General features: G+C 68.0%; 15 protein-coding genes. 5 read left to right on the top strand and 10 right to left on the bottom strand.

All coding sequences use genetic code 11. The annotated features are described in order from the left end of the window. Positions 1–9 precede the first annotated feature (9 nt). Both EX20_RS01810 and EX20_RS01805 read right to left on the bottom strand, forming a co-directional pair. A complete protein-coding gene (locus EX20_RS01810) occupies positions 10–534 on the bottom strand; it encodes a DUF2244 domain-containing protein (protein WP_045578759.1) in 525 nt (174 codons plus the stop codon). Between the two features lie 195 nt (positions 535–729). Further along, positions 730–1,695, bottom strand: coding sequence for a methyltransferase domain-containing protein (locus EX20_RS01805; RefSeq protein WP_034192546.1), 966 nt, complete (start codon positions 1,693–1,695; stop codon positions 730–732). Between the two features lie 82 nt (positions 1,696–1,777). Between EX20_RS01805 and EX20_RS01800 the strand changes: the two genes are divergently transcribed. Continuing rightward, complete coding sequence (locus tag EX20_RS01800; protein WP_034192545.1) at positions 1,778–2,590, top strand: ComF family protein; 813 nt, start codon at positions 1,778–1,780, stop codon at positions 2,588–2,590. Positions 2,591–2,707: 117 nt separating this feature from the next. Next, on the top strand, positions 2,708–3,178 hold the full coding sequence (gene trmL / locus EX20_RS01795) for a tRNA (uridine(34)/cytosine(34)/5-carboxymethylaminomethyluridine(34)-2'-O)-methyltransferase TrmL (RefSeq protein WP_014723697.1): 471 nt from the start codon (positions 2,708–2,710) through the stop codon (positions 3,176–3,178). Between the two features lie 19 nt (positions 3,179–3,197). Here trmL and EX20_RS01790 read toward each other — a convergent pair whose 3' ends face one another. The 5 genes from EX20_RS01790 to EX20_RS01770 form a co-directional block, all read right to left on the bottom strand. Beyond that, complete coding sequence (locus tag EX20_RS01790; protein ID WP_034192544.1) at positions 3,198–3,722, bottom strand: O-acetyl-ADP-ribose deacetylase; 525 nt, start codon at positions 3,720–3,722, stop codon at positions 3,198–3,200. A 121-nt stretch (positions 3,723–3,843) separates the two neighbouring features. Then, positions 3,844–4,842 carry an NAD(P)H-dependent glycerol-3-phosphate dehydrogenase gene (locus tag EX20_RS01785; RefSeq protein ID WP_034192543.1) on the bottom strand — a complete coding sequence of 333 codons (999 nt, stop codon included), beginning with the start codon at positions 4,840–4,842 and terminating at the stop codon, positions 3,844–3,846. Between the two features lie 26 nt (positions 4,843–4,868). Continuing rightward, positions 4,869–5,348: a protein-export chaperone SecB gene (secB, locus tag EX20_RS01780; RefSeq protein WP_011658008.1), complete on the bottom strand. Its 480-nt coding sequence runs from the start codon at positions 5,346–5,348 to the stop codon at positions 4,869–4,871. A gap of 108 nt (positions 5,349–5,456) precedes the next feature. Beyond that, positions 5,457–5,717: a glutaredoxin 3 gene (grxC, locus tag EX20_RS01775; protein WP_011886111.1), complete on the bottom strand. Its 261-nt coding sequence runs from the start codon at positions 5,715–5,717 to the stop codon at positions 5,457–5,459. After that, positions 5,714–6,136, bottom strand: a complete 423-nt coding sequence (locus EX20_RS01770) for a rhodanese-like domain-containing protein (RefSeq protein WP_011886112.1) — start codon at positions 6,134–6,136, stop codon at positions 5,714–5,716. Before EX20_RS01770 ends, grxC begins: the two co-directional genes overlap by 4 nt. A gap of 145 nt (positions 6,137–6,281) precedes the next feature. Between EX20_RS01770 and gpmA the strand changes: the two genes are divergently transcribed. The 3 genes from gpmA (at position 6,282) to EX20_RS01755 (ending at position 9,698) form a co-directional block, all read left to right on the top strand. Beyond that, a complete protein-coding gene (gene gpmA, locus EX20_RS01765; RefSeq protein WP_011886113.1) occupies positions 6,282–7,028 on the top strand; it encodes a 2,3-diphosphoglycerate-dependent phosphoglycerate mutase in 747 nt (248 codons plus the stop codon). Between the two features lie 248 nt (positions 7,029–7,276). After that, the gene (locus EX20_RS01760; protein ID WP_011886114.1) at positions 7,277–8,818 is read left to right on the top strand and encodes a S41 family peptidase; all 1,542 of its coding nucleotides are present in this window, start codon (positions 7,277–7,279) and stop codon (positions 8,816–8,818) included. 127 nt (positions 8,819–8,945) lie between these two features. Beyond that, positions 8,946–9,698: a HesA/MoeB/ThiF family protein gene (locus EX20_RS01755; RefSeq protein ID WP_011886115.1), complete on the top strand. Its 753-nt coding sequence runs from the start codon at positions 8,946–8,948 to the stop codon at positions 9,696–9,698. 71 nt (positions 9,699–9,769) lie between these two features. Here EX20_RS01755 and ptsP read toward each other — a convergent pair whose 3' ends face one another. The 3 genes from ptsP to EX20_RS01740 all read right to left on the bottom strand — a co-directional run bounded on the left by ptsP (position 9,770) and on the right by EX20_RS01740 (position 12,557). Further along, positions 9,770–11,542 carry a phosphoenolpyruvate--protein phosphotransferase gene (gene ptsP, locus EX20_RS01750; protein ID WP_014723702.1) on the bottom strand — a complete coding sequence of 591 codons (1,773 nt, stop codon included), beginning with the start codon at positions 11,540–11,542 and terminating at the stop codon, positions 9,770–9,772. A gap of 199 nt (positions 11,543–11,741) precedes the next feature. Then, positions 11,742–12,011, bottom strand: coding sequence for an HPr family phosphocarrier protein (locus EX20_RS01745; protein WP_006477716.1), 270 nt, complete (start codon positions 12,009–12,011; stop codon positions 11,742–11,744). 75 nt (positions 12,012–12,086) lie between these two features. Continuing rightward, entirely contained in the window at positions 12,087–12,557 is a 471-nt protein-coding gene (locus tag EX20_RS01740; protein ID WP_011886117.1) for a PTS sugar transporter subunit IIA, read from the bottom strand. Positions 12,558–12,754: the final 197 nt, after the last annotated feature.

Raw genomic sequence — 12,754 nt, 5'->3', positions numbered from 1 at the left:
TGCGCCTCGTCAGCCGCAGCGCCTGAGCGACACGCGCAGTTCGTCGGCGAACTGCGCACGCTTGTACTGCGCGAGATGCTGCCCGATTACGACGGTCTGCCCGCGCGATACCAGTCGAATCGGATCGCGTGGCGTCGCACCCGGCTCGACCCGCACCCAGCGCGGGTTGAATTCGATCTGCGTGAACCGCTCCGCATCCATCCGCTCGATCACGAGCCGGTGCGGAAACAGCCTGATACGCTCGTAATCGACTGCATGGCGCGCATAGATCGCGAACGCGACGCCTACCGCCAGCAATTCGATCCCGGTGAAGGGCATGACGAGCCACGCTCCCCGCCACATCAGCAATGCCGCGATCACCAGCGAGAAGCCCGCGAGCGACACGTAAAACAGCACGAACTGCCGCGGCGATACCGAACAGTTGCGTTTCATGAGCCAGTCTGCGATGACCGGTTCGCCGTTCGTCGACTCCGCCAAAACACTCGCTGCTTCCATCGCCGCCTCACGCGAATGGCATGCGATGCATGCCTGCATCGGACTCGTCGCACCGTATTGCGGGGACCCCGGGGCGACAAGCTGACGCATTATAGGCGCGTTCAATGGCATCCACAAGCAAGCGACTATCGGCCCGCGAGCCAAGCGCCACAAGCCTCCTGGCCGTTTTTCGGATCACTTCGACCGCGCTTCGCGCCGCTAATTTCTGACATAACAAAACCGCTCTTTACCGCTTCACCGATTCTTCGGACGCCCCTTGCCGATGTCCTCGATGCGCACGATCCCGTGTCCGTCCGCGGTCGTGCGCGGCACGGCTTTCCACGCGTGGCCGTAGATCACCTCGAACGTCAGCGCGATCGTGCCGTCCGTGCGGCGGCGCGCTTCCAGCGCCTCGCAGAGCGCCGCGCGAAAGCGCCGCGTCGCGCGCTGCGGCGCGACGCGCTCGAACGGATACGCGCCCCAGCGACGTACGTCGGCCAGCAGCGAATCGGGCGTCTTATATGTAACGGTGAGCACTTCCTGGTCCATCACGGGGATCTCGAAGCCGCTCTCGACGAGCATGTCGCCAAGGTCGTGCATGTCGACGAAATCGATCACGCGCGCGGCGGGCGGCGCGATGCCGAGCGCCGCTTCGGCGTCCGCGCAGGCCGCGCGCAGCTCGCGCAGCGTATCGGGGCCGAGCGTGCTGAACATCAGCAGGCCGTTGACGCGCAGCACGCGCTGCCATTCGGGAAACACGGTATCGGGACGCGAATGCCAGTGCAGCGCGAGATTCGACCAGATCAGGTCGAATGCGCCGGCCGCGAACGGCAGCACCGAGAAGTCGGCCTGTGCGACGCGCGCGCCGCGCTGGCCCAGCGCGCGGCCGAGCGAGGCGGGCAGCCAGCGGCGCCAGCTGGTCTGCTCGACTTCGCGCTGGCCCGCGCGCGCCAGCATCGCGCCCGACAGGTCGACGCCGAACACCGGCGCTTCGGGAAAGCGCGCGCGCAACGCCGGCAGGTCGTCGCCCGGGCCGCAGCCCGCATCGAGCACGGCCGCGGGGCTCACCTTGATGTATTCGAGCCGCTCGTTCATCCGCTGCGCGATCTCGCGCGGCAGGAACGCAACGGCGTCGAATGCGGCCGCGCGACGATCGAAGATTCGCCGCAAACGCCGGGCGTCATTGGCCGGACGGCCGGTTGGAGTCGAAGCTGGGGACATGTCGGGCACACTGGCGAAGAGCCCGAAGTATACTCGCTCGCCTCGCGGCCTTCAGCGAGCGGGCACCTGCGGAGTGTTGGCGATGGACGGCCGTTCGTCGGCGCGCGTCACGCGCGTCGTTTTGTCGCATGCTCGCATGCTGTTGACACACGTCATTGCAGCCGCGCTGCCGAATCGGTGTGCGCTGTGCGGCAATTTGTCACATAACGTCATTTGCGAAGCCTGCGATGCCGCGTACTGGAATGAAGCGCGGCTGCGTTGCGAGGTCTGCGCGCTACCGCTGGGCGTCGGTCGAGCAAGCACGCGCAGGCCGGGCGGCCGACACGGCGGCGCTGACGCGACGTCCGCCTACTGTTGCGACGGATGCCGCGCGACGCCGCCGCCGTTCGACGCGACGCTCGCGCTCGCCGATTACCGCGCACCGCTCGACGGGCTCGCGCGCGGGCTGAAATTTCGCGCGCGCCTCGCGCTCGGTGCGGAATTCGCCGCGCGGCTCGCCTCGCGGATCGACGATACCGACACGTTGCGCCGCGCGAGCGGCTTCGACGTGATCGCGCCGGTGCCGCTCGCGCGCGGACGGCTGGTCGCGCGCGGCTACAACCAGGCGTGGGCGATCGCGCGACCGCTGGCGCGCCAGCTCGGTGTGCGCGCCGACGCGGCGCTGCTCGAACGCGTGACCGAAACCGCGCCGCAGTCGCGGCTCGACCGCCGCGCGCGGCGCGACAACGTGAGCGCGGCGTTCGCGGTGACGCGCGAGCTCGCCGGCCGTCACGTTGCGCTGGTCGACGACGTGATGACGTCCGGCGCGACGCTCGCGGCCGCCGCGCATGCATTGAAGGCGGCGGGCGCCGTGCGCGTAACGAATCTGGTTGCGCTGCGCACCGCGAGGGATTAATTAGATGGACAGCAAAGAGGCCGGCCGCCCGGATGCGGCGCCGGCCGCCACGAACCGGCCGGCCGGGAACGAGCAGCAGCGTTGCTCCGCCCCGGCCGGCCCAGCCAGACCCAACCCATGTTCAACGTCGTTCTCGTCGCCCCCGAAATTCCGCCGAACACCGGCAACGTGATCCGCCTGTGCGCGAACACCGGCGCGCGCCTGCATCTGATCGAGCCGCTCGGCTTCCCGCTCGACGACGCGAAGATGCGCCGCGCGGGCCTCGACTATCACGAATACGCGGAAATGCGCGTGCACCGCGACTGGGATGCGTTCGTCGCGGCCGAGTCGCCCGATCCCGCGCGGATGTTCGCGTTCACGACCCGCGGCTCGGGGCGCTTCCACGACCACGCGTTCGTGCCGGGCGACTGGTTCGTGTTCGGCTCCGAAACCCGCGGGCTGCCGGCCGAGCTTCTCGAGCGCTTTCCGGGCGAGCAGCGCGTGCGCCTGCCGATGCGGCCCGGCAACCGCAGCCTGAACCTGTCGAATACGGTGGCCGTGGTCGTGTTCGAGGCTTGGCGCCAGGCCGGCTTCGAAGGCGGCGCCTGAACGGCGGCGCGCGGCCGCGCTAGATGCGCGCGAGCCGCGCGCGATAGAGGTCGTAGATGTCCGGCGCAAAGCACGCGAACACCACACGTGCGACGTTCGGCGCCTGCGGCAGCATGTCGATTACCGTGCCGACCGCGATGTCGACGGCGTCTTCAGCCGGATAGCGGTACACGCCGCAACTGATCGCCGGAAACGCGATCGACGTCGCGGCGACTTCTTCGGCGAGTTCGATGGCGCGCCGGTAGCACGACGCGAGCAGCTCGGGCTCGCCGCGCGCACCGCCGTACCAGACGGGGCCGACCGCATGAATCACGTAGCGCGCCGGCAGCCCGTGCCCGCGCGTGAGCTTCGCGTCGCCGGTCGCACAGCCGCCGAGCGTACGGCATTCGGCCAGCAGCCCGGGGCCGGCCGCGCGATGGATCGCGCCATCGACGCCGCCGCCGCCGAGCAACGAGCCGTTCGCGGCGTTGACGATCGCGTCGACGTCGAGCGTGGTGATGTCGACGAGTTGCGCGTCGAGCGCGGTGGAACCGATCTGCAGCATGACGCTCTCCCGAAAGCTATGGCGACGGTTCGAGCGTAATGCGCTTTCGCGCCGCGCGCGTTGCGCGAAGGCACGCGGGCGCGAGAACGGCGCGCTGCGCCCGCACCGACGCGTCAGCGCGTCATTCGGCGCGCGCGTCGCGGCGCAGCAGCCCGCTCACCGCATCGCGCGGTGCGACGCCGTCGAACAGCACGCCGCACACGGCCTCGGTGATCGGCATTTCGATCGCCTGCGCGTGCGCGAGTGCGAGCACCGCCTGCGCGCAGCGCACGCCTTCGGCCACGTGGCCGAGCGCGCCGAGGATGTCGGCCAGCGAGCGGCCGGACGCCAGTTGCAGCCCGACCGTGCGATTGCGCGACAGGTCGCCCGTCGCGGTGAGGATCAGGTCGCCGAGGCCCGTGAGGCCCGTGAAGGTTTCCGCCCGGCCGCCGAGCGCCACGCCGAGGCGCGACATTTCGGCGAGGCCGCGCGTGATCAGCGCGGCGCGCGCATTGAGCCCGAGCCCGAGGCCGTCGGCGATGCCGGTGGCGATCGCCAGCACGTTCTTCACCGCGCCGCCGACCTCGACGCCGACCACGTCGTCGCCCGTATAGATCCGCATCGCGCCGTGATGGAACGCCGCAAGCGTGCGCTCGCGGCACGCGGCCGACGCGCTGGCGACCGTCAACGCGACCGGCAGCCCGAGCCCGACCTCGCGGGCGAAGCTCGGCCCCGACAGCACGCCGTTGCTGCGCTGCTCGGGCAGCTCGGCCGCGATCACCTGGTGCGGCAGCAGATGCGTGTCGGCCTCGAAGCCCTTGCACACCCACACCACGTGCGCCGGTACGCAGCGCGCGTCGCGCATTGCGCGCAACAGCGTGCGCAGCCCGGCCACCGGCGCGCCGATCACGCACAACGCGTCGTCAGCGGCGCCGTGCGCGAGCGCGGCGTCGAGATCGGCGTCGTAGCGCAGCGCATCGGGCAGCGCGATGCCTTCCAGATAGCGGGAATTTTCGTGCCGGGCCTGTAGCCCGGCGATCAGCGCGGCGTCGCGCGCCCAGAGAAGCGTATCGTGCCGCGCGGCCAGATGGCCCGCGAGCGCGGTGCCCCAGGCACCGGCGCCGAGAACGGCTACTTTCATACCCAGCACCGGTCCGGAGTGAAACGTCAGTTCAGCGTCGTGCCGTTCGGCGCGCCGGCCGCACCGGCCTGCTGCTGAAGCTGCGCGAGACGCTGCTCGTACAGCGCCTGGAAGTTGATTTCCGCGAGGTGAATCGGCGGGAAGCCGGCACGCGTGATCGCGTCGGCGATGTTCGAACGCAGGTACGGGAACAGGATCGTCGGGCAAGCGATGCCGACGAGCGGATCGAGCTGTTCGTCCGGAATGTTGCGGATGTCGAAAATACCGGCTTGCTTCGCTTCGATCAGGAACGCGACCTTGTCCTTGACCTTCGCGGTGACGGTGCCCGACACGACGACTTCGAACACGCTTTCCGCGAGGCGCTCCGCCTTGACGTCGACTTCGACTTCAACCGACGGCATGTCCTGCTCGAGGAAGATCGCCGGCGAATTCGGCTGCTCGAGCGACATATCCTTCAGGTAGACGCGCTGGATGTTGAAGAACGGTTGGTTTTCGACGTCGGACATGGTGTTTCCCTAAAAGTGGTGACGAGGCGGCCCGGCTCGATGCCGGCCGCCGCGGTTGGATCCTGCGCGCCAAGAGCCGCGGCGCGGCCGGCGGCCATTCTGCCCTAATCAGGCCGCTTGCAGAAGCGGCAACAGGCCGCCTTCGCGATCGAGCTTCGACAGATCGTCGTAACCGCCGACGTGGGTGTCGCCGATGTAGATCTGCGGCACCGTGCGGCGGCCCGTGCGCGTCATCATCTCCTCGCGGCGGGCCGGATCGCGGTCGATCAGCACCTTTTCGATCTGCTCGACGCCGCGCAGCTTCAGCAGACGCTCGGCCTGCATGCAATACGGACACACCTGCGTGCTGTACATCAGAACCTTGTTCACTTCGCCACTCCTTGTTTGACGACCGGCATCCCGGCCTGCTGCCACGCGGCGACGCCGCCTTCGAGCACGTGCACCTCGGCATAACCTGCCGCCTCGACCTCGCGCGCCGCCTTCTGCGACTGCTGGCCGTTCTGGCAAACGAGCAGCACCGGGGTGCTCTTGTTCTTGGCGATCTGCGCAATTTTCGCGCCGAGCTCGCCCGCGGCGATCTGGCGCGCCGACGGCAGATGGCCGGCGGCGAATTCGGGCGCGGCGCGCAGGTCGATCACGACCGCGTTGCGGCGGTTGATGAGCTGCGTGGCTTCCGCAGCCGACAGGCCGCCGCGGCCGCGACGCAGCACGGGCCACGCGAGCAGGCCGCCGGAAACCAGCAGGATCGCGATGAGGGCCAAGTTCGTGTATTGAGTAAAGAACGTCACTGAATGCCGCCGGAAAGAGAAGAAAGAGAGAAATCGGGAAAGGACAATCCCGCCATTATAAAATAACCGTCTTGCGCGATGGCGGACCCCGATCGGGAGCCGCGCGACGCGCCCCGCTTCCCTATCACTACCGACCGCAAGATCCATGTACAAACTCGTTCTCATCCGCCACGGCGAATCGACGTGGAACAAGGAAAACCGCTTCACCGGCTGGGTCGACGTCGACCTGACCGAACAGGGTCGCAACGAAGCCTACCAGGCCGGCGCATTGCTCAAGGAGGCCGGCTACACGTTCGACATCGCGTACACGTCGGTGCTCAAGCGCGCGATCCGCACGCTGTGGCACGTGCAGGACAAGATGGACCTGATGTATCTGCCGGTCGTTCACTCGTGGCGCCTGAACGAGCGCCACTACGGCGCACTGTCGGGGCTGAACAAGGCCGAAACGGCCGCGAAGTTCGGCGACGACCAGGTCCTCGTCTGGCGCCGCAGCTACGACACGCCGCCGCCCGCGCTCGAGCCGACCGACGAACGCGCGCCGTTCAGCGATCCGCGCTACGCGAAGGTGCCGCGCGAGCAGCTGCCGCTCACCGAATGCCTGAAGGACACGGTCGCGCGCGTGCTGCCGCTGTGGAACGAGTCGATCGCGCCGGCCGTGCGCGCCGGCAAGCAGGTGCTGATCGCCGCGCACGGCAACTCGCTGCGCGCGCTGATCAAGTACCTCGACGGCATCTCGGACAGCGACATCGTCGGCCTGAACATCCCGAACGGCGTGCCGCTCGTCTATGAACTCGACGAGAACCTCAAGCCGATCCAGCATTACTACCTGGGCGACCAGGACGCGATCGCGAAGGCGCAGGCCGCCGTCGCGAAGCAAGGCAAGGCGGGCTGACGCCCGTCGCGCCGGGCGGCCCGCGCTGCGCGCGGCCTGCCCGGCGGGCGACGCGAACCTTTGCCGCCCCGGCGCTGTCGAAGCGGCTTTCGAACACCGCCGCGCGTGCGGCGGTGCGGCGCCGGAGCCGCTTGGCACCGGTTTTGCACCGGTTTCGCACCGTTGCACTGAGTAATCGGACGAACAGTTATACTTGTCCGCTACATCCCCGCTACCGCCACGCGCTTCCCGACCGCACCAGACTCTCTATGCGAATGAAATTGAAGAACATCGGCCTGATTGCCGCGGGCCTCGCCACGGGCGTATTCGCCACGCTGCAGATTTCGGCGTCGGCCGAGCAGACGGCCACGGCGCCGCTTCCCCTCGACCAACTCCGTCTGTTCGCGGAAGTGTTCGGCCAGATCAAGCGCGAGTACGTCGAGCCGGTCGACGACAAGAAGCTGCTGACGGCGGCGATCAAGGGCATGGTGTCGAGCCTCGATCCGCACTCGTCGTTCCTCGACAAGACCGACTACGACGAGCTGCAGGAGCAGACCAAGGGCCGCTTCGCCGGCCTCGGCATCGAGATCTCGCAGGAAGACGGCCTCGTCAAGGTGATCTCGCCGATCGAGGACACGCCCGCGTTCCGCGCCGGCATCCGTCCGGGCGACCTGATCACCCGCATCAACGACAAGCCGGTGCGCGGCATGACGCTCGACAAGGCCGTCAAGCAGATGCGCGGCGAGCCGGGCACCAAGGTCACGCTGACGATCTTCCGCAAGAGCGACGACCGCACGTTCCCGGTCACGGTCACGCGCGCGATCATCAAGGTCCAGAGCGTCAAGATGAAGATGCTCGACCCGGGCTACGCCTACATCCGGATCACGAGCTTCCAGGAACGCACGACGCCCGACCTCGCCGCGAAGCTGCAGGACATTGCGCGTCAGCAGCCGAACCTGAAGGGCCTGATTCTCGATCTGCGCAACAACGGCGGCGGCCTGCTGCAGAGCGCGGTCGGCGTCGCCGGCGCGTTCCTGCCGCCGGATTCCGTCGTCGTATCGACCAACGGCCAGATCCCGGATTCGAAGCAGGTCTACCGCGACACCTACGACAACTACCGTCTGCCCTCGTTCGACGGCGATCCGCTGAAGAATCTGCCGCCGATCTTCAAGACCGTGCCGATGGTCGTGCTGACCAACGCGTATTCGGCGTCCGCGTCGGAAATCGTCGCCGGCGCGCTGCAGGATTCGAAGCGCGCGCAGATCATGGGCAAGACGACGTTCGGCAAGGGCTCGGTGCAGACGGTGCGCCCGATGACGGCCGACACGGCGCTGCGCCTGACGACTGCCTACTACTACACGCCGAGCGGCCGCTCGATCCAGAACAAGGGCATCACGCCCGACGTGCCGGTCGATCAGTACGCGGACGGCGATCCGGACGACGTGCTCGTGACGCGCGAGGTCGACTACACGAACCACCTCGCGAACACGCAGGACCCGAACGAGAAGAAGGAACAGGAAGAGCGCGAGCAGCGCCGGATGGATCAGCTGCGCCTGCTCGAAGAGCAGAACGACAAGAAGACGCCGGAGCAACGCCAGAAGGATCGCGATCGCAAGCCGATCGAGTTCGGCAGCGCCGACGACTTCATGATGCAGCAGGCATTGAACAAGCTCGAAGGCAAGCCGGTGCAGGAATCGAAGTCGCTGCTCGCCGAAAGCACGACCAAGAGCCCGGCCGGCAAGGCCGCGTCCGCCGCGAAGGCGTCGGGCGCAAAGGCAGCCGCACCGAAGCCGGCGTCCGCGCCGCAGTAAGCCTCGGCCGGCATCCGACGGGCCATCGCGGGAAGACCGCGATGGCCCGTTTTTCATGTGCGCCTAGAATACGCAGACAGACGCCAAGGCAAGCGCGCCGCCGCCGGCATGCGGCGCCCGACACTCCATGAACGACGATCAACTCCTTCGCTATTCCCGCCACATCCTCGTCGACGAAATCGGCATCGACGCGCAGCAGCGCTTTCTCGACGCGCATGCGCTCATCGTCGGCGCGGGCGGCCTGGGCTCGCCGGCCGCGATGTATCTCGCGGCGTCCGGCGTCGGCACGATCACGCTGGCCGACGCCGACACCGTCGATCTCACCAACCTGCAGCGACAGATCCTGCACGCGACGGCGTCGGTCGGCCGCAGCAAGGTCGAGTCGGGCCGCGACGCGCTCGCGCAGCTGAACCCGGAAGTGACGGTGCATGCGGCCGCGCTGCGCGCCGACGATGCATGGCTCGACGAACATGTGCCGCGTGCGAGCGTCGTGCTCGACTGCACCGACAATTTCGCGACGCGCCATGCGATCAACCGCGCGTGCGTCGCGCACGGCGTGCCGCTCGTGTCGGGCGCCGCGTTGCGCTTCGACGGCCAGATCAGCACGTTCGACTTCCGCGACGCGGCCGCGCCGTGCTATGCGTGCGTGTTTCCGGAAGACCAGCCGTTCGAGGAAGTCGCGTGCGCGACGATGGGCGTGTTCGCGCCGACGGTCGGGATCATCGGCGCGATGCAGGCCGCCGAGGCGCTGCGCGTGATCGGCGCGTTCGGCACGACGCTCAACGGCCGGCTGATGATGCTCGATTCGCTGCGGATGGAATGGACCACGATGAAGATCGCGCGGCAGGCCGACTGCCCGGTATGCGGCGGCCGGCACTGATTGCGTCATGCATGCGCCCGCGGGCGCCTGCATGACGTCGCGCTGCCATTGCAGGCGTGGCGGCCCGCGGCCTAAGCCGCCGCGTCCGCGCGCGGCTCGGCGACCGCCAGGCGCTGGAGCGCCGCCTGCACTTCCTCCGGCTCGAACGCGGCCAGCACGTCGGCCGTCGGCTTCTCGAGCGCCTTCAGATGCGCCCGCAGGATCTCCTGCTTGACCACCAGCAACTGGCTGGGGTGCATCGAGAATTCCGTGAGCCCCATGCCGAGCAACAGACGCGTCAGCGCCGGATCGCCGGCCATTTCCCCGCATACCGACACCGCCACGCCCGCGCGCTTCGCCTCGCGCAGCGTATAAGCGATCAGATGCAGCACCGCCGGATGGAGCGGGTCGTACAGGTGCGCGACCGCGTTGTCCGCGCGATCGATCGCGAGCGTGTACTGGATCAGGTCGTTCGTGCCGATCGACAGGAAGTCGAAGCGCTTCAGGAACAGCGGCAGCGCGATCGCCGCGGCCGGAATCTCGATCATCGCGCCGACGCGCACGTTCGGATCGTACGCGAGCCCCGCATCGTCGAGCTGGCGCTTCGCCTCGCGGATCAGGTCGAGCGTCTGGTCGATCTCCTGCGCGTGGGCCAGCATCGGGATCAGGATCTTCACCTGCCCGAACGCGGACGCGCGCAGGATCGCGCGCAGTTGCGTGAGGAACATCTGCGGCTCGGACAGGCTCCAGCGGATCGCGCGCAGCCCGAGCGCCGGGTTCGGCGCCGTCTCGTAGCCTTCGTCGAGCGCCTCGAGCGGCTTGTCCGCGCCGACGTCGATCGTGCGGATCGTCACCGGCATGCCCTTCATCCATTCGACGGCGCGCTTGTACGCGGCGAACTGCTCCTCCTCCTCCGGCATCTGCTTCTGATGCATGAACAGGAACTCGGAGCGGAACAGGCCGACGCCAACGGCGCCTGCCTCGACGGCCGCCTTCGCGTCGTCGGGCAGCTCGATGTTCGCGTACAGGTCGATCTTGGTGCCGCACAGCGTTTGCGTCGGCGAGAACTTCAGCCGCTGCAGCTTGCGCTGCTCGAGCAGTTTCTCCGATTGCCGGTACGAATATTCCTCGAGGACGATCGGCGCCGGATCGACGATGACGATCCCCTGGTCGCCGTCCACGATGATCAGGTCGTCCTGACGGATCAGCGCGCTCGCATGCTGGACGCCGACCGCGGCCGGAATGCCGAGGCTGCGCGCGACGATCGCCGTGTGCGACGTGCGGCCGCCGAGATCGGTGACGAAGGCCTGGAACGACTGCGACTTGAACTGCATCATGTCGGCCGGCGCGATGTCGTGCGCGACCACGATCATCTCGTTCTGGCCTTGCGCGGCGGCACGGTCGAGCGCCTGCGACGCCGACGGCGCGCCGGCCAGCGCCTTCAGCACCCGCTCGACGACCTGCTCGATGTCGGCCTTGCGCTCGCGCAGGTATTCGTCCTCGATGTCGTCGAAGTGACGCGTGAGCAGCTCGAGCTGCTCGGTCAGCGCCCATTCGACGTTGTAGCGTCGCGTGCGGACCAGGTCGATGGTCTCCTGCACGAGCATCGCATCGCTGAGGATCATCGCGTGGACGTCGATGAATGCGCCGACTTCGGTCGGCGTGTCGTCGGTCAGGTCGGCACGCAGCGCCTCGAGCTCGCGATGCACACCCTCGCGCGCCGCGCGAAAACGCTCGACCTCGGCATCGATCTGGCTCGTGTCGATCAGGTAATGGGCGACGTCGAGCGCCGCCGGCGCGATCAGATACGCTCGCCCGATCGCGATACCACGTGAGACGGGAATGCCATGCAGCGTGAAGGACACGCGCACCTCCTCTGTACATGAAAAGCCGCGGCACACTGCTGCGATGCGATTATGACCCCGGTCAGCGATTATAAATTCCGCGCCTGCCCGCTGGCTGCGAGCAGTGCAGCATTGCACCTTCCGCATCAATGCCGCGCGCGAAAAAAATGCCGCGGGAAACGCGGCATTCTGCTCGGAAACGGCAACGATCCCGCGACGCTCACTGACCCTCGCCGAACTTGTCGGCGATCAGCTTCAGCAGCGCGTCCATCGCTTCGCGCTCGTCCGGACCTTCGGTCTCGATCGTGACCGTGCTGCCGATGCCGGCCGCCAGCATCATCACACCCATGATGCTCTTCGCATTGATCTTGCGCCCATTGCGCGTCATCCAGACTTCCGACTGGAAGTTGCCGGCCAGTTGCGTGAGCTTGGCCGATGCGCGCGCATGCAGCCCCAATTTGTTGACGATGGTGGTTTCTTGTTGAAGCATGATTCTCGGTCGGGTCGGTCGAGGCCGCCGGCGACGTGCCGTCGGCGGGTCAGTCTAAAACGTGAATACGGGGCGTCAGTGCGATTCCGTGCGCGGCTGCGGCTCGGGCGGAATCGGCGCGCACTGCCCGCAGCCGGCTTCTGACGGCGGCGGCGGCGTGCCGGCCGCCACTTCGTGGACGCCCTTCGCGCCGCCGGACAGCGCCTTGTCGACGAGCTTGTCGAGCGGCACGGAACGGTAGCAGACGGCGCGCACGAGCATCGGCAGATTCACGCCGGCCAGCACGCGCACGTTCTCGAGCTTCGCGAGCTGCCCGGCGATGTTCGCGGGCGTCGCGCCGTACATGTCGGTGAGCACGACGACGCCGTTTTCTTCCCGCAGCCGTGCGAGCTCGGCATGCGCGAACGCCATCACCTGGGCGGGGTCGCTGTCGGCGAGTACGTCGATGCAGCCGATGCGTGCGGGCACGCCGCCGTAGATATGGGCGATGCAGTCGCGCAACGCGGTGGCGAGCGGCGCATGCGCGATGATCAGGATCCCGGCCATGTCAGACTGCCTCCGCCCCGTGGCGGGGCAACGAGCATAGCGAGTGGGGAAAACGTGTCATGTTCAGCCTTGCAACGGTTTCGGCCCGACCGCCGGGCCGTCGGCGCGCTGGTCGCGGCACCGGGCAGGCGGGCATTGTAGCAGGCCGGTCGAACCGCTCCGGCAGCGGTGGACCTGCGCGGCCGCCGCCGGGATTG

Source organism: Burkholderia sp. WP42 (genome assembly GCF_000745665.1).
GTDB classification, from domain to species: Bacteria; Pseudomonadota; Gammaproteobacteria; order Burkholderiales; family Burkholderiaceae; genus Burkholderia; species Burkholderia vietnamiensis.
Note: the sequence above shows the minus strand (reverse complement) of the source record. Positions and strands in the feature narration are given on the sequence as shown.